Source organism: Shewanella sp. WXL01 (assembly GCF_012263345.1).
Classification (GTDB): Bacteria; Pseudomonadota; Gammaproteobacteria; order Enterobacterales; family Shewanellaceae; genus Shewanella; species Shewanella maritima.
In genome coordinates this window covers 373,700-391,534 of the sequence record NZ_JAAIKQ010000002.1, presented here as the reverse complement: position 1 = coordinate 391,534, position 17,835 = coordinate 373,700, and the positions used below count along the sequence as shown (strand labels likewise).

Sequence of the window (17,835 nt, the reverse complement as noted above, 5' to 3'; positions counted from 1 at the left end):
CTATCCACTTGCCTTAACATAAATAGCATCAAACGGCTGGTTTTGATTGACATCCACCAGCATGTTTTTTATCAGCTCCATCAAGGCTAAAAAGGTCACCACTACACCAGCTCGCCCTTCGCGGACATCAAACAAGGTGCTGAACTCGACAAACTCACCTTCACACAAACGCGCTAAGATTTGACTCATGCGCTCGCGGGTAGATAACTGCTCCTGCTGCACATGATGATCTTCATTGGCTTCAATGCGCGATAGCACTTGACCAAATGCTCTGGCTAACTCAGCAAGTGACACATCTGGCGCCACAACCACAGGCTTAATATCTTTATGGGCAACAGCCTTGGCTTGAAATACATCTCGGCCCAGGCGCGGCAAATTATCTAAATCTTCAGCGGCTTGCTTAATCACTTCATAAGCTTTTAACTGCTTAATTAAGCGCTCACGTGGGTCTTCTTCGTGCTCATCTTCAACCACCATGCGTGGCAGCAATAAGCGCGATTTAATTTCAGCGAGCGTTGCAGCCATCACCAAATAGTCGGCGGCGAGCTCAATGCGTGCTTCGGTCAAGATTTCAATGTAACTTAAGTATTGACTGGTGATTTGCTGAATAGGCAAATCGACCACATCCATTTTTTGCTTGCGGATCAAATACAAAAGTAAATCGAGAGGCCCTTCAAACGCTTCAAGGAATACTTCCAACGCTTCTGGCGGAATAAACAAGTCTTTCGGCAGCGTGTCTAACGCTTTGCCGCGAACAATGGCTAAAGGTAAGCTTTGTTGTGTCGCTTGCATTATATCCTTAGGGCTAGTTGACTCATCTAAATCATTTAACGTTAGATGTAAGTGAGCAAAAATCTATCGGTTTTTACTGACCGCATCGAGTGCGACGCCCGCTAGGCTTGACCAAACGCGCGATTATACGCACAAACGCCTAAGGTTTAAACACACAATGACGACAATTTTGATACTTTACGCGCTCAACAAAAAAGGGGCAAGTGAATAATCACCAATACCCCTTTATAATCAGCATCTTGCTATCGAATTTTCCAAGACGATTAGCGTTATAAATCTAAACGCTTTATTCAAATGCGCTCGCATCGCCAGCGCCGTGACGCAAGACTTCAATGTCACCATCTGACATATCAATCACAGTGGTTTGCTTTTCAGCAAGGTAGCCACCATGAATAATCGCATCGACTTGATGCTCTAAAATATCGCGAATATGCTCAGGATCTGACTCAGCAAACTCTTCATCTGGCATCACCAATGAGGTCGACATTAACGGCTCATCTAACGCTTCAAGCAGTGCCAGAGCAATCACATTGTCTGGTACACGAATACCTATGGTGCGCTTTTTATCGTTCTGCAGACGTCTTGGCACCTCTTTGCTTGCCTTAAAAATAAAGGTGTACGGGCCTGGTGTGCAGCTTTTTAGCAAGCGATAAGCCTGATTATCTACACGTGCAAAGTTAGCAAGCTCAGATAAATCACGGCACATCAATGAAAAGTTATGATCGTTTTCAATGCGGCGGATACGCACCATGCGCTCCATAGCATTTTTGTCGCCAATCATACAGCCTAGGGCATAACCAGAATCGGTTGGGTACACGATTACCCCGCCCTGTTTTAGAATCGCCACAGCTTGATTAATTAATCGCGCTTGCGGGTTTTCATCGTGAATATAAAAGAATTGACTCATTAGCGTTCCATCCAAGATTCCGACTCCCAGACCCAGGTGACGCCCGGTGGCTGGAATAAATTTTTTCCTAGTTCAATCCAATTGCTCGGGAAGTGAAAATCACTGCCTACCGAGCCAAGTAAGTTATGCTGCAAGCTAAGGGAAATCAGCAAATTACGATCGTCAATCGTTTGTTGACCTAACACCACTTCCATTGCATCGCCACCCGCTTGAGCAAACTCTTTAACTAATTTTTTTAACCACTTAGCAGATAGTTTATAACCACTTGGGTGAGCTAATACCGCGATTCCACCGGCCTGATGAATTATCTCGCACGCATTCGCCATATCTTGCCAATTATTAGGTACATAGCCGGTTTTGCCACGGGCTAAATAGCGTTTAAATACACTGGCAGTATCTTTGGCATAGCCGTTTTCAGCTAACCAGCGGGCGTAATGACCACGGCTAATCGCCGCGCCGTCAGCAAACTTCTTAGCACCGTCATAGGCGCCTTCAATTCCCGCTTTGGCTAAGCGCTCACCAATCTCTCTGGCGCGTTCATCACGCAGGCTAACTTGTTTAGTTAAAAATTGTTGCAGCTCAGAGTTTTCAATATCTAAATTGAGCCCAACAATGTGAATATCAAAGTTATGCCAACGAGTTGAAATCTCGACACCATTAATCAATTTCAAACTATTTGGTTGCGCCTGATTAAATTGATGGGCTTCAGCAAGGCCAGCCACTGTGTCATGATCAGTAATTGCCAGCATTTCTACGCCTTTATCCAGCGCGCGCTCGATTAATTGTGACGGAGACAGAACGCCGTCAGATGCTGTGGTGTGGCTATGTAGATCAGCCAAGATACTCTGAGTTGTCATAGGCTTATTGTACTGCACATTCACAGCTAATAGGGGCTAGAAGCTTAATTATTTTCAAATGCGAACAACCCTTGCTGTATTTTTAACCCATTTAACGAGTTTTAATGAATGTCACCTCTGTAAAATTGCCGCAAATGGTCAACTTTTGAGTGATTAGTAAAAAAATACTCAAAATGTAGAATATTCAATTGACTTTAAATCGCTGCTGGGTTTTCCTATAGGCACAGACAAAAAAGCTAAATAATACGAGCTAATTTTAAGAGCTAGATTTGAAGAACTAGCTTGAAGAGCAAAGAGCACAATGACTTTATTCAACGCAAAAAACATCGCTTGGTGGTGGCACTTCCCAAATTAGACGGGTGGTGTGATGCGTTGCGCTTAAATTTAGCAACAAGAATTTACGAAAAAGCCCGCAGAAATGTGGGCTTTTTTGCTATCTGGCCTACATAAAACAGCAACAGATTGAACAAGTTAACTATTTATAGTTTTTTAGGTTTTAGTTTTTTAGGCCAACTCATGGCAGCAACATAGAGGCAAACGGATAATGACCCATAACCGCCCATTAGCACAGGTCAGCACCAATAAGCAGGCAATGACCTACCATGCTGATCCGCTGAATCTATATCAGCATGTGACCAATAATCAGCCCCATACCATGCTGCTTGAGTCAGCTGAAATTGACAGCAAAGATCACCTTAAAAGCATAGTGTTAACCCATGCAGCATTAATGGTGCGTTGTGACAGTTACCAAATCACCTTTAACGCGCTAACGGACAATGGCGCTAGCTTACTCGGCGCGATTGCAGACTTCTTTAACAATGAAGCAGCCTTTGGCAAAACTGAAATATTCCAAGAGCCTAACAGCCTTATTGTTAACTTGAGTAAATCTGATGCCTGTCAGGATGAAGACGCCAGATTAAAGTCAACCTCTCCGCTTGATGGCCTGCGTTTACTGGTAAAACACATCAGCAAAGCCGATGGTGAATTGGCCTTTGAAGATCTATTTTTAGGCGGCGTATTAGCATATGACCTAATCGATACGGTAGAGCCTCTACCACAAGTTGAAAATGCCGCTAACACTTGCCCTGACTACCTATTCTACCTTGCTGAAACCCTTGTCCTTGTAGACCACCAAACTGAAACCGCTGAAATCATCACTCACCAGTTTGATAGCGATCAATCAATTTCGAAAAAGACGGCGCAAACACTTAAACAGCGCGCGCAGCAAATCGCTGCAGACACACAAACATTAAGCAGTGTTGCTGAGTTAATCAGCGTTGAAGCCGAAACTGAGGTCAATATCTCAGATGACAAGTTCAAACAAACTGTAGTTGAACTAAAAGAGCATATTGTTGCTGGTAATATCTTCCAAGTGGTGCCATCACGCAGTTTTAGCCTGCCATGCCCTAATACCCTGGGTGCATACCGCGCCCTTAGACTGACCAACCCAAGCCCGTACATGTTCTATTTTAGAGGCCCAGATTTCACCTTATTTGGCGCATCGCCAGAAAGCGCACTGAAATACGAGTCGCAATCGAATCAAGTTGAGGTTTATCCCATTGCCGGTACTCGCAAGCGCGGTAAAGATGCCAATGGCGCAATCGATGCCGACCTAGATAGCCGCATTGAATTAGAGCTGCGCTTAGATAAAAAAGAACTGTCAGAGCATTTAATGCTAGTAGATTTGGCTCGAAACGACATCGCCCGTATTAGCCAAAGCGGCAGCCGCAAAGTGGCAGAATTACTCAAAGTCGACCGCTACTCACACGTGATGCACTTGGTTAGCCGCGTAACAGGTCAACTTCGTGAAGATTTAGACGCGCTGCACGCTTATCAAGCCTGCATGAATATGGGCACCCTGGTTGGCGCGCCAAAAGTACGCGCATCACAACTGGTGCGAGAAGCAGAGCAAGCGCGCCGCGGCAGCTACGGCGGCGCAGTGGGTTACTTAAATGGCTTAGGCGATATGGATACCTGCATTGTGATCCGCTCAGCCTTTGTTAAAGACAATGTTGCCCACATTCAAGCCGGCGCTGGCGTGGTGTTTGATTCAGACCCACAAGCCGAAGCCGATGAAACCAGACAAAAAGCCCAAGCGGTGATTTCAGCAATCAAAATGGGAGGCGGCCTTTAATGAGCATGCAAGCGAAACAAGCGGTCAAACTCTACCTACTCGATAACTTCGACTCGTTCACCTATAACCTGGTTGATCAATTCCGCAGCCTAGGTTTTGAAGTGGTAATTTACCGTAACGATGTGAGTGCTGATTACCTAGCAGAAAAGCTACTTAACGAATCAGGTAAAAGCGCGCTAGTGCTATCGCCAGGGCCAGGTGCACCACATGAAGCGGGCAGCATGATGCAACTAATCGACAAGGTCGCTGGCAAAGTGCCAATGCTGGGGATCTGTTTAGGCCATCAAGCCATGGTGGAATACTATGGCGGCAAGGTTGAGCGCGCACCGTTTGTGGTTCACGGCAAAGCCAGCCCAACCGTACATAACGGCAAAGGCGTATTTGCTGACTTACCGTCACCACTGCCGGTCGCTCGCTACCACAGCCTAGTTGCGACCAAGGTGCCAGATTGCCTTGATGTGATTGCCACCACAGATGATATGCCGATGGCAATCTTACACGAGCACGACAAAGCCGTTGGTTTCCAGTTCCACCCCGAATCAATTTTAACCACTTTAGGTAGTCAACTACTTACCCAAACACTCAACTATTTAACTGCTGATGCGCAAGCAGCTTCAGCAAGTCAAGGAGACGTACAATAATGGCCGAGCTACAACCTTTACTAGACACCTTATACAAGGGTAACGCGCTCACCGTTGAGCAAAGCCAGCAACTGTTTAGTGCCATTATCGCGGGTGAGATGGAGCCTATCGCTATGGCGGGTATGCTAACTGCGCTAAAAATGCGCGGTGAAACTGTAGCTGAAATTACCGGTGCGGCGAATGCGATGCGCAGCGCTGCTAAGCCGTTCCCGCGCAGTGAGGCATCACTATCGACAGGCGTGGTTGATATTGTGGGTACTGGCGGTGATGGCTTTAATACCATCAATATTTCTACTACTGCCACCTTTGTTGCAGCAGCGGCAGGCGCAAAAGTCGCAAAGCATGGCAGCCGCGGCGTATCGAGTAAATCAGGCGCATCAGATGTGCTATCTCACTGCGGGATAGGTTTGACCATGTCGCCAGAGCAAGCAAGTGATTGTGTTGATAATATTGGCGTGAGCTTTTTATTCGCACCTCACTATCATCAAGGAATGAAACACGCAGTACCTGTGCGTCAGGCACTAAAAACTCGTACTATTTTTAATATACTTGGGCCTTTAGTTAACCCTGCAAAACCTGAATACATGCTACTTGGCGTGTACTCACCCAAGCTGCTGGCTCCTATTGTTAATGTGCTACAAGCGCTAAACGTTAAGCACGCGATGGTGGTTCACGGTAGCGGACTCGATGAAGTCGCCCTGCATGGCGAAACCCAAGTTGCAGAGCTAAAAGATGGTCAAATCCGTTTTTACAACATCACTCCTGCTGAGCTAGGTGTCAAAACTGCCAGCATTGAAGCGCTCAAAGGTGGTGAGCCAAGTGAAAACGCTGAAATCACTAAAGCGATTCTGGCAGGCAAAGGCACTGATGCTCAGCGTGACGCAGTTGCGGTTAACGCAGGTTGTGCGCTTTACGTTGCAGGCCTTGCACCTAATGCTAAAGCGGGTACAGAATTAGCCCTTAAAACAATCGCCTCGGGCGAAGCGTTAAATCGATTGAATCAATTGGCAGCTGCAAGTCAGCAGGCGCAGTCATAAACCAGCGATTAAAACCAGACAGGAACACACCATGACAGCAAGCAAAGACAACAAGCTCGCAGAACTTGAAACCACAGCGCCAATTGCTACGGCTGCAGAGTCAAACGTCCTGACACGCATTGTTGATACCAAAGCTGAGCACATTGCTCAGCTAAAACAACGCTTTGGCGAAGCAGACGCACTCACGCCACAGGTCTCGACTCGCAGCATGTTCGATGCCCTTAAAGCGCCTAATGCACAGTATATTTTTGAGTGTAAAAAGGCGAGTCCATCGAAAGGTTTGATCCGCGATGACTTTAATTTAGAAGCCATTGCCAGTACCTATACTCGCTACGCGGCGGCGATTTCAGTATTAACTGACGAGCAGTTCTTCCAAGGCCACTTCGACTATATTCCGTTAGTTAAAGCCAAGGTTACTCAGCCTATTTTGTGTAAAGACTTCTTTGTTGACCCTTATCAGGTCAAACTTGCTGCGCACCAAGGTGCAGACGCTATCTTGCTAATGCTGTCAGTGTTAGATGATGCTCAGTACCTAGAGCTTGCAGAGCATGCGGCTAAATACAATTTAGATACCCTGACCGAAGTCAGTAATCAGGAAGAGTTGCAACGCGCAATCGATCTAAACGCGCCTATTATTGGTATCAATAACCGTAACCTACGTGACTTAAGCACAGACCTCGCCACCACTGAAGAGCTCGCGCCGCAAATTCCATCTGATCGCGTGGTGATTAGCGAGTCAGGCATTTACACCCATGAGCAAGTTAAACGCCTTAACCCTCTGGTGGATGGTTACTTAGTTGGCAGTTCATTGATGGCACAAGACAACCTAGATCTTGCTTGTCGTCAGCTCGTATTTGGCCCAAACAAGGTATGTGGGTTAACTCGCATTGAAGATATTGAAGCAGTCGCACACGCGGGTGCAAGCTTTGGCGGTATGATTTTCTATCCGCCTTCACCACGAGCGATTGACCTCGATACAGCTAAAAGCCTGCGCGATAAAATGAGCGAGCAGCAACTTGAGCTAAACCTGGTTGGCGTATTTGTTAATCAACCAATTGCTGAGCTAGTTGAACATGCGAAAACGCTAAGTTTGTTTGCGCTGCAGCTACACGGCAATGAAAGCACTGAGTATGTTGCTGAGCTAAAACAAGCACTCTGTAATAATGGTTTAGTCGTTGAAGTTTGGAAGGCGATTGCTATCAATACCAGTGATACAGACGCTGAAATAGAGCTAGTCGCAGGAGCAGATAAATACCTCTATGACAGCAAGCATCAAGGTCAATTTGGTGGCAGCGGTCAAACCTTTGATTGGCAAAGGTCAATTAAAAACAAAGCACAGGCTATGCTTGCAGGCGGATTAAACCTAGACAATATCGACAGTGCCCGCCAACAAGGTTTTGCAGGATTAGATATGAACTCAGGCCTAGAAATTAGCCCAGGCATCAAAGATGCCGCCAAGATTAATACCGCTTTTGAACTATTACGTAAAAATTAGAGTGTAGAAACTAGCTCTAAGCCACAAGCAGATTTTTAAAGGGCATCAATGATGCCCAAAACTAAAGGGATACAAGATGACAACCCTAAAACTAGACCCTTACTTTGGTGAATATGGCGGCATGTATGTGCCGCAAATTCTAATGCCAGCACTCAAACAGCTTGAGGCAGCATTTGTTGAGGCGCAAAACGATGACAGCTTTAAAGCCGAGTTTACCGACCTACTTAAAAACTATGCCGGCCGCCCAACAGCGCTAACACTCACGCGCAATTTAAGCCCGAACCCGCTGGTAAAAATCTACCTAAAGCGTGAAGACTTACTTCACGGCGGCGCCCACAAAACCAACCAGGTTTTAGGCCAAGCCTTACTTGCAAAACGCATGGGTAAAAAAGAGATTATCGCTGAAACCGGCGCAGGCCAACACGGCGTAGCTACCGCCCTCGCCTGTGCACTACTAGGCTTAAAATGTAAGGTTTATATGGGCGCTAAAGACGTAGAGCGTCAGTCGCCAAATGTATTCCGTATGAAGCTAATGGGCGCAGAAGTTATCCCTGTTACTTCAGGCTCAGCCACCCTAAAAGATGCGTGTAACGAGGCAATGCGCGACTGGTCAGCTAGTTATGACAAAGCCCATTATCTCCTTGGCACAGCGGCAGGCCCTCACCCATTCCCGACCATAGTACGTGAATTCCAACGCATGATCGGTGAAGAAACTAAGGCGCAAATTCTTGAAAAAGAAGGCCGTCTGCCAGATGCCGTTATTGCGTGTGTTGGCGGTGGTTCAAACGCCATTGGTATGTTTGCAGACTTTATCGATGAAAAAGACGTCAAGCTCATTGGTGTTGAACCTGCTGGTAAAGGCATTGATACCCCAATGCATGGCGCGCCGCTTAAACACGGTAAAACCGGTATTTTCTTTGGTATGAAAGCGCCGCTTATGCAAGACAGCGTAGGCCAAATTGAAGAATCATACTCCGTATCAGCGGGTCTAGATTTCCCATCAGTTGGCCCACAGCATGCTCACCTAAACGCTACAGGTCGCGCGACTTATGAGTCAGCTACCGATGATGAAGCACTAGAAGCATTCCAGCTACTTGCCCGCAGTGAAGGCATTATCCCTGCACTAGAGTCGTCACACGCGCTAGCCTACGCAGTTAAGCTTGCCAAACAGGCAACCGAGGAAACCATTTTGGTGGTAAACCTATCAGGGCGAGGTGACAAAGATATCTTCACCGTGTCGGACATCCTTGAAAATAAAGAAGCCCAAAACAATAGCTAAGGAGGCGCGTAATGACTGAGCAAACCAATACATCTAGCCAAAGATACCAACGCGCTTTCGCAAAGCTGGCTGACAACAACCAGGGCGCGTTTGTGCCTTTCGTGACCTTGGGCGACCCAGGTGTTGAGCTGTCACTGAAAATTGTCAACACCTTGATTGAAAATGGCGCCGATGCGCTAGAGCTTGGCTTCCCGTTTTCAGATCCGCTCGCTGACGGCCCAGTCATTCAAGGCGCTAACATTCGCGCCCTTGATGCGGGTACAACACCGCAGATTTGTTTTGACATCATCAAGCAGGTTCGCGAGCAACACCCTGATTTACCTATCGGTCTATTGCTGTATGCCAACTTAGTTTATGCCAACGGTGTAGACGCGTTTTACGCTAAAGCGCAAGCTGCAGGCGTAGATTCAGTATTGATTGCCGATGTGCCAATGGAAGAGTCTGCAGAGTTCGTTGAATCTGCCACTAAATATGGCATTGAGCCGATTTTTATTGCTCCGCCAAATGCTGATGAAGCCACCTTGAAACAAGTGAGTACCTTGTGCCGAGGTTACACTTACCTACTATCACGCGCAGGTGTTACTGGTACTGAATCTAAAGCGGGTCAGCCAGTTGATAAAGTGCTGGCTAAACTTGCAGAGTACAACGCACCGCCGCCGCTACTTGGTTTTGGTATTGCTGAGCCAAGTCAGGTTCGTGATGCTATTGCTGCTGGCGCAGCAGGTGCAATTTCGGGTTCTGCTGTGGTAAAAATCATCGAGCGCAATCAAGATGATGAAACCAAGCTACTTGCTGAGCTAGGCGAGTTTACCCGCAATATGAAAGCGGCAACAGCTCGAAGCTAGCAGATCAACGCTAGACTCAGCTAAGCAGCTAAAGCTGAATAACTTAAATTGAACAAACGGCGTATTTGCTAGCAAATACGCCGTTTTTATTTCCCGTCCCTACACCACCTACTTCAATAGGCCGTTATCATTCAATAGACTTTTAGTAATTAGCTCACGTTGCAATGAAATTTAAAGCTCGTCGTGAACACTTCCGTGTGGACTCGATGAAAACATCCATGTTTTCAACGGCTTTAAATATCATTGCAACTACATGCTTTAACTTTCGCAGATTAGGCTATGCTCCCTTCTCGGGAGCTAACACAAAGCCATCTTCTCCAAAAGATGAATTGTTTTTTCGCAATTCATTTCAATGACTATACTGAGAGTAATAAACATTTCTTACACGCAAAAATCAGTCAAAAAAATAACTAAAAATAATGAATTACATGGATACGTTCTTCAATCAAGCTAAGTCATTCAGAGCATCTTTTTGTGCAACCACCATTGCGCACATCATGCTAAGCGCCGCGCTATTTTTGTCGCTATTGAGTGTCAATTACGCTTTCGCTGAAACCAGTCACTCTATCACCCAAGCAAGTCACTTTATCACCCAAGCAAGTCACTTTATCACCCAAACAAGTCACACGGGTTTGCAAACCAATCTTCTGGCGTTAGGGCCAACAACCGCAAGCAAGAGTAAACCGATTGTCATCAAATATAATCTGTCTGCAGAGTTTAACGACAGCAAACAAAGCTACTATATCGACCTACTCGCGCTAGCGCTGGAAAAAACCATCAATGAAGGGCACTATCAGCTCCATGCGGTGAGTCTAGCTATGCCCCAGGGTCGCACGGTCAAGATGGTGGAACAAAGCAAGCTCGATATCATTTGGACCATGACATCCATTGAACGTGAATCAGAAATGCAGGCGGTCTATGTACCGCTACTCAAAGGTATGATGGGCTATCGCATTGGTATAATTCGTAAAGGTGAGCAGGCTAAATTTGACAATATTGATAACCTAAAGCACCTAAAACAAGTGCGCATGGCACAGGGCAGTGATTGGCCCGACACACAAATACTAAAGCACAGTGGATTTAACGTATTGGCTGTACCTGGCTCAGCAAATCAACTGCTCAATATGTTGCCCTTTAATCGCTTCGACTTCTTCCCACGAGCAGTGCATGAACCTTGGGATGAATTGCCAAGGCGTGACGATATCGCCCTTGAGCAGAACATACTGATTAAATATGCTTCGCCCATTTACTTCTTTGTATCTAAAGACAACCTTGCACTAGCGCAGCGAATTGAGCGCGGCTTAATGAAAGCCATTAACGATGGTAGTTTCGACAATTTGTTTTACCAGCATCCGATCACTCAAGACATGCTAAAAAAAGCCCGCATTGATGAGCGCACCGAATTCGAAATCGCCAATCCATTACTATCGCCAACAAGCGCTGCGCTACTCAATGAAACCCAATTGTGGCTCACTGATACTAGTGTGAATAGCGACACCAACTCTGAAACAGAGTCATCTCGTTAGGTCGCTTATCAATTAAGCTGGTAATCAACCAAGCTTGTCTTAATCTATTAAGCGCATAAAGCAAGCTGGCAATTAAGCGAGCCAGCGCTAAATCGACCATTTGGGTTTAACCGAACCTAAAGATATAGAAAATTAACCATGGTTAATCAAACTGCAGCTAAATCGCACCTTCAAGCTCTTCAAGGTAATGGGGCTGCGTGCTACACTGCCGTTCACTATTTTAAGCAATACTTGCCGTTTTAAAGAGCAACCCACAACATGAAACAACTGCTGGATTTCCTGCCCCTCATCATCTTTTTTGCCGTTTATAAGTTTGTCGATATTTATGCGGCAACTGGCGCGCTCATCGTAGCAACTGCAATTCAAATTGCCGTGTCTTACGCGCTATACAAAAAAGTTGAGAAAATGCACCTGATCACCTTTGCTATGGTGACCTTCTTTGGCGCACTAACCCTATTCTTTAAAGACGATGCCTTTATCAAGTGGAAAGTCACCATCGTTTATGCCATGTTCGCCGGCGGCTTAGCGGTTAGCCACTTAATGGGTAAATCCGTACTCAAGAGTATGCTAGGGCAAGAGATGACTGTGCCAGATGCAGTCTGGGCTAAAGTAACCTGGTACTGGGTAAGTTTTTTCGTAGTGTGTGGTCTAGTCAATATTTATGTGGCATTCAGCCTACCGCTAGAAACCTGGGTTAACTTCAAGGTGTTTGGCCTTACCGCGCTAACCCTGATCAACACCGTAGGCACTGTGATTTACTTGTTTAAACACATGCCAAAAGAGTCGATTGAACAGATGCAAAATCAAGATAAACAAGACAAATAGCTGCTTGTTTCGCTATTTCAACAATTTACAAATGGAGCCGTAAAATGTGGTACATGATTTCATCAACTGATGTTGAAAACAGTCTAGAAAAGCGCATGACAGTGCGTGCTGACCACCTAGCAAGACTACAAGCGCTTGCTGACGAAGGTCGCTTACTTACCGCAGGTCCACACCCTGCAATTGATAACGAGAACCCAGGTGAAGCTGGCTTTACAGGTTCGTTAGTGGTTGCCGAGTTTGCATCACTTGAAGAAGCTCAAACTTGGGCCGACGCTGACCCATACATAGCTGCTGGCGTATACCAAAACGTTATCGTTAAACCATTTAAGCGAGTGCTGCCATAATGAAAATTGTTTCGTTCAACATTAATGGTATTCGCGCCCGTCTGCATCAGCTGCAAGCCCTAATTGACACGCAAGCGCCTGACATTATCGGCCTGCAAGAAACTAAGGTTCATGATGAAGCTTTTCCCGTCGCTGACGTAGAGGCTATGGGCTACAAGGTTCACTATCATGGAGGTAAAGCCCACTATGGTGTGGCTATGCTGTCAAAACAAGAGCCAGTTGAAATCATCAAGGGCTACGCCAGCGATGAAGAAGATGCACAGCGCCGACTCATTATTGGTAAGTTTAAGCAAGACAATGGCCGCATCTTAACCGTGATAAATGGTTATTTCCCGCAAGGTGAAAACATTGGCCATGAAACCAAATTCCCAGCTAAGCGTAAGTTCTATAAAGACTTAATGCTGCATTTAGATGCTAACCACAACGCTGATGAAGATATTGCGGTGATCGGAGATATTAATATCTCACCAACCGATCTTGATATTGGTATCGGCGAGCCAAACCGTAAACGTTGGTTAAAAACCGGTAAATGTAGCTTCCAACCAGAAGAGCGTGAATGGCTGGCCAAACTACTTGATTGGGGCTTTGTCGATTCATTCCGTGAGCTACATCCAGAGCGCACAGAGCGTTACTCGTGGTTTGACTACCGCAGCAAAGGCTTTGATGACAATCGCGGCCTGCGCATTGACGTGATTTTAGTGACTAAATCACTGGCTGAGCGCGCCCTAGAGTCAGACGTAGATTACGAGCTACGCGGCATTGAAAAACCATCAGATCATGCGCCGATTTGGACGACTTTTAGCTAGTGCCTCTCTACGAGCGCTAGCCAGCTGAAATAGAAAAAGCCCTGATAGATATTGTCATCTAACAGGGCTTTTTATTATTTAGAGTGCTAACCAATTGAATTTAAACGTAAGCTGTTCGATATAAAAACTGTACAGCTTAATCGCAGCTTAAGATTTTAACGTTAACCTAGCCCCCCTAATTCACCATACAGCACACATAATAAAAACAATATGGACAGTAAAGACTATTTCAAAATCGCACTTTTACTTCTGATCCCGTTGGCCATCTTAGGCTATATTTTCTGGCAAGCTGAATCTTGGCAAATGTTTATCGCTTATTTCATTATTGGTGGCATTATGCTTGGCACAACAAAACTCATGGGTATGATTTTTAGTGGCCTTGGTAAGCTATTGAATAGAATACGAAACAGGTGAGCCACAATGGGGCTCACCTGTTCCTTTATCTTCAGCTCTTAAGCTCTACACGAGGCGCGATTTACGCCGTTTTATACTGACTAAGAATATGCGTTAAATTATGAGACGACTCGGTGAGGCCATGTGACACAGTCTCGGCTTCTTGCGCATGCTGCTTAATTTGCTCCGACTGCTGGCGAATATCATTAAGCTGACTGGCAATATCGACCGCGGTAGCACTTTGCTCCTCGGCAGATGTGGCAATTTGGCTGCTCATATCAAATACTCTTTGGGTTGAGTCTGACACCTGAGTAATATCCTCGCCCACTTCACGAATATTGGCGCTTCCTTCAGCCGCCTGATCAACAATAATGGTGGTCATAGCGGTTAAGTTGCTCGAATTCTTTTGTAAGCTTTCAATCATGTTTTGAATTTCAACCGTGGCTTGTTGCGTGCGACTAGCAAGGGTTCTTACTTCATCAGCCACTACCGCAAATCCTCGACCTTGCTCACCCGCCCTCGCCGCTTCAATTGCAGCGTTTAGCGCGAGCAAATTAGTCTGCTCGGAAATGGCATTAATAGTAGTAACCACTTCATTAATTTGTGCCACTTCATTGGATAACTCTTCAACCGAGTGAAAGGTTTCAGAAATCTTGTCAGATAATTGATTAATATGCTGCACAGCTTGCTGCAAATTCCCCTGACTATTAGCAATTTGCTCAGCGTTACTTTGGCTGTAGTTTGATGTATCAACTGCATGATGTGACACTTCGCCAATTGCTGCGGTCATTTGCTCCATCGCCGTAGATACTGAGTCCAAAAATGCATATTGATTATTAATCACGCCGCCACTAACTGTTGCCTGCTGCTCAAACTTCTCCGCTGCCTGATTTAAGGTGTTGGCATTATCACGAATTGCCGCCACCATTTCGCTCATATTATCTGCGCTGCGATCAATCTCTTTGGCGATTAAACTAAAGTCATCGGTGCCAAAAAAGTTAAGCCTTACGGTTAAGTCACCATCGGCCAAACGCTTAATTGCCGCATACATGTCCCACAAACCGCCGCCGAGTGAAGTCGACGTCCAGTAGCACAGCTGAAATAGCGGCAATAACCCCACCAGCGCTAGCCAAAATAACCAGCTTTTATCTTCTGTTAAGCTCGCCTCTAACTGCGCAACAGGCTGCTGCAATACCACATATTGAGCGCCAAGCGGCGCTGAAGCCGTCACAGAATCACCGCGGCGGCTCGTCTGCTCTGAGCTTGCTAAATTTGCCCCTTGAGCGCGAACAAAGCTTGCTTGTTCTTGCGCACTTAAGTTTTGTTGCCTTGCAATTTTGGCGATCATTTCAGCCTGCCCCTGTACATGGGCAATCGATGCCTGCTGAGCAACTTGCTGCATTTGCTGTTGGTTAGTAATGGCAACGGCTAAGGTGATCACAGATACCAGAGCACAAATAACAAAGAATTTTCCGTTAAGGCTAAGTTTAATTAACAGGGCGTCGATTTTGCGAAACTCGATAGCTTTCATAGACTGCTATTCCTAAGCATAAAGTGAAGCGTGACAGGCGGTAGAGTAGTAACAAAGTGCCAGCAAACGCTAACTGGGATTTTAGTATAGTTATTTATCGGCCATATAAACAAAAAGCCCAGATAAAAATCTGGGCTTAGGTCTAGTTTTTTAAACTTTTAGTGATTGGCTAAACATCAAGGTGATGGCTTAACGGTAAATCGCGATAACGCTTGCCAGTTGCAGCAAAAATCGCGTTGGTTAAGCTAGGCGCTACAGGCGGTACACCTGGCTCACCAACACCAGCAGGATTGGCATCAGAGTCAATAATATGAGTAATGATTTCAGGGCTTTGCGGCATACGTAACACAGGGTAGTTATGATAATTTGACTGCTCAACCTTACCGTCTTTGTAGGTGATCTCGCCCATCATTGCGAGCGACAAACCAAAGATAATCGAACCTTCAGTTTGCGAATGTACTCTATCTGGGTTCACCACAAGGCCAGCATCAATCACGCCGATGCTCTTAATCACATTTAGCGAGTTATCGTTCACTTCAACTAATGTCGCAATGCCCACATACGCAGTGAAGCTACGGTGAATCGCAAAACCCCAGCCCTGATTTTTACCTGGCTTACCTTGCTCGTTAACGAGCTGCTCTAGCTTGTCGATAACGCCGTGGTAACGCCCCACATCCACTGGATGATCAGCTAAGGTCTCACCATAGTTGCCGTATTCAAAACCTTGATCGCTAAAGGTCTCTTGGCGAGCCTTACCTAGCATTTCACGCCACATTTGCAAACATGGCTTATTCGCTTTTACCGCTAACTCATCGACAAAGCTACCAATACCAAACCCATGTTGAATATTACATACAGAGCGCATCCAGCCAATTCGGCTATGAGCTTTAGCTTTAACCACTTCAAGCTGCATTGACTCTAGTGCTAACGGCACATCGACAAAGCCCAAGTCCAGCTCGCCGCCAGATGGCTCATCGACACCTTCAGCAAAGGTTGAGCTAATTGATGGAAAGCCTGTGCGCGCAAGTAGATTGGTAACCTTGTCATCAGCGAACTTAGCCTGATAATGCTGGGCGCTAATCGCGTGGTAGTAACCATTTTGAATATCATCTTCACGACTCCAGCTGACTTTTACTGGACGTTCAAGCTGTTTCGACAACAACGCGGCTTCAACACTAAAGTCAGGCTTTGACTTACGACCAAAGCCGCCGCCAAGCATAGTCACATTCACTTTCACTTGCTCTTTTTTAAGCCCCAACACGCCTGCGACATTGGCCTGGGTACTTTGTGGCGTTTGGGTACATGCCCACACTTCACAGCTATCTTTGGTTACATTTGCTACTGCAGCAGGCGGCTCCATCATCGCATGGGCGAGATACGGCACTGTGTAGGTTGCATTAACAACATCATCGCCTTGCCAGTTAGTCGGTGTGTTGCCATATTTGCGCACAACCTTGCCAGGCTGACCACTATTGCCCTGCACTTTTGTCACTAGCTCGGCTAGATAAGCTTTGCTGTCGTGACTATCGTTATCGGCTTTAGTCCATTTAATATTGAGTGCTTTACGCCCCTCAACGGCGCTCCAACTGTTTGAGGCAATCACAGCGACGCCGCCGAGCGCTTGAAACAGCGGCGCACCTTGAGGTACGGGCAGTTTTACAATATCTAATACGCCAGCCACTTTACGCGCAGCGATTTCGTCAAATGACTCTACATCGCTGCCAAGTACAGGCGGGCGCGAAATACTGGCATACAACATGTTTGGTACTTTAATGTCGTAACCATACTCAGCACTGCCATCAACAATGGCGTCTATATCAACGCTGCGTGGCGACTTACCAATAAAGTTAAATTTGTCTGCCGATTTTAGCGTAACTTCACTCTCCTCTGGCGTAGGTAGCGCGCTTGCCTTCATCGCTAGCTCACCAAAGCTTAAAGACTTATTTGAGCCTTTGTGATGAATGCGCCCCGCTTTGGCGTATACCTCACTTGGGTCGACTCGCCACTCATTAGCCGCTGCTGACTCCAGCATGGTTCGCGCAGTTGCGCCCATTTGTCTCATGGTGGTGTAGTGTTTGCGAATGCTGCGGCTGCCATCGGTGTTTTGGCTGCCGTAGCGCTCATCGGCAAGCCCTTGCACCACAACTACGTTATCCCACTCGGCCTCTAGCTCATCAGCCAACACTTGCGGAATACCAGTACGAATACCCTGGCCCATCTCTGAGCGGTGGCAGGTTAAGTAAACCTTGTTGTCCTCACCAATCGCCACGAATAAATTCAGGCTTGCCTGGCGGTCTTGCGCAATCGCCATTGGGCTCCACGCCATACCTGTTGCTCCTAGAGCTAACCCACCACCCGCTGCGCCAAATAACTTCAATACGTCACGGCGGCTAATATTCTCAACTGCAGTAAATGTGCTCATA

The 17,835-nt window shown here is 46.3% G+C and carries 15 protein-coding genes and 1 other annotated feature; of the genes, 10 read left to right on the top strand and 5 right to left on the bottom strand.

Translation table 11 applies throughout. The annotated features are described in order from the left end of the window. The 3 genes from G3R49_RS06905 to G3R49_RS06895 form a co-directional block, all read right to left on the bottom strand. Positions 1-792 carry a ScpA family protein gene (locus G3R49_RS06905; RefSeq protein WP_167869123.1) on the bottom strand — a complete coding sequence of 264 codons (792 nt, stop codon included), beginning with the start codon at positions 790-792 and terminating at the stop codon, positions 1-3. Between the two features lie 286 nt (positions 793-1,078). After that, complete coding sequence (locus tag G3R49_RS06900) at positions 1,079-1,699, bottom strand: L-threonylcarbamoyladenylate synthase (protein ID WP_130597652.1); 621 nt, start codon at positions 1,697-1,699, stop codon at positions 1,079-1,081. Then, entirely contained in the window at positions 1,699-2,556 is an 858-nt protein-coding gene (locus G3R49_RS06895) for a PHP domain-containing protein (protein ID WP_167869403.1), read from the bottom strand. The genes G3R49_RS06900 and G3R49_RS06895 overlap by 1 nt, the downstream gene beginning before the upstream one ends. 325 nt (positions 2,557-2,881) lie before the next feature. Further along, positions 2,882-2,990: a sequence feature (Trp leader region), on the top strand. A gap of 110 nt (positions 2,991-3,100) precedes the next feature. On the opposite strand from G3R49_RS06895, the gene G3R49_RS06890 reads away from it, so the two are divergent. From G3R49_RS06890 to xthA, 10 genes are all read left to right on the top strand, one after another. After that, on the top strand, positions 3,101-4,690 hold the full coding sequence (locus tag G3R49_RS06890) for an anthranilate synthase component 1 (protein WP_167869122.1): 1,590 nt from the start codon (positions 3,101-3,103) through the stop codon (positions 4,688-4,690). 5 nt (positions 4,691-4,695) lie between these two features. Then, entirely contained in the window at positions 4,696-5,331 is a 636-nt protein-coding gene (locus G3R49_RS06885; protein ID WP_167869402.1) for an aminodeoxychorismate/anthranilate synthase component II, read from the top strand. Then, on the top strand, positions 5,331-6,368 hold the full coding sequence (gene trpD / locus G3R49_RS06880; protein WP_167869121.1) for an anthranilate phosphoribosyltransferase: 1,038 nt from the start codon (positions 5,331-5,333) through the stop codon (positions 6,366-6,368). Before G3R49_RS06885 ends, trpD begins: the two co-directional genes overlap by 1 nt. 31 nt (positions 6,369-6,399) lie before the next feature. After that, entirely contained in the window at positions 6,400-7,863 is a 1,464-nt protein-coding gene (trpCF, locus tag G3R49_RS06875; RefSeq protein WP_167869120.1) for a bifunctional indole-3-glycerol-phosphate synthase TrpC/phosphoribosylanthranilate isomerase TrpF, read from the top strand. 76 nt (positions 7,864-7,939) lie between these two features. Continuing rightward, positions 7,940-9,142 carry a tryptophan synthase subunit beta gene (trpB, locus tag G3R49_RS06870; RefSeq protein ID WP_167869119.1) on the top strand — a complete coding sequence of 401 codons (1,203 nt, stop codon included), beginning with the start codon at positions 7,940-7,942 and terminating at the stop codon, positions 9,140-9,142. An 11-nt stretch (positions 9,143-9,153) separates the two neighbouring features. Further along, positions 9,154-9,987 (top strand): tryptophan synthase subunit alpha, encoded by an 834-nt coding sequence (trpA, locus tag G3R49_RS06865; RefSeq protein ID WP_167869118.1) that lies wholly within the window; start codon positions 9,154-9,156, stop codon positions 9,985-9,987. Between the two features lie 428 nt (positions 9,988-10,415). Continuing rightward, positions 10,416-11,513, top strand: coding sequence for a hypothetical protein (locus G3R49_RS06860; protein ID WP_167869117.1), 1,098 nt, complete (start codon positions 10,416-10,418; stop codon positions 11,511-11,513). A 258-nt stretch (positions 11,514-11,771) separates the two neighbouring features. Further along, positions 11,772-12,338 (top strand): septation protein A, encoded by a 567-nt coding sequence (locus tag G3R49_RS06855; RefSeq protein WP_167869116.1) that lies wholly within the window; start codon positions 11,772-11,774, stop codon positions 12,336-12,338. A 44-nt stretch (positions 12,339-12,382) separates the two neighbouring features. Next, positions 12,383-12,682, top strand: coding sequence for a YciI family protein (locus G3R49_RS06850; RefSeq protein WP_167869115.1), 300 nt, complete (start codon positions 12,383-12,385; stop codon positions 12,680-12,682). Then, on the top strand, positions 12,682-13,488 hold the full coding sequence (gene xthA / locus G3R49_RS06845) for an exodeoxyribonuclease III (RefSeq protein WP_130597661.1): 807 nt from the start codon (positions 12,682-12,684) through the stop codon (positions 13,486-13,488). Before G3R49_RS06850 ends, xthA begins: the two co-directional genes overlap by 1 nt. Before the next feature lie 475 nt (positions 13,489-13,963). Here xthA and G3R49_RS06840 read toward each other — a convergent pair whose 3' ends face one another. Continuing rightward, entirely contained in the window at positions 13,964-15,412 is a 1,449-nt protein-coding gene (locus tag G3R49_RS06840; RefSeq protein ID WP_167869114.1) for a methyl-accepting chemotaxis protein, read from the bottom strand. Between the two features lie 169 nt (positions 15,413-15,581). Further along, a complete protein-coding gene (locus G3R49_RS06835; protein ID WP_167869113.1) occupies positions 15,582-17,834 on the bottom strand; it encodes a molybdopterin cofactor-binding domain-containing protein in 2,253 nt (750 codons plus the stop codon). Position 17,835: the final 1 nt, after the last annotated feature.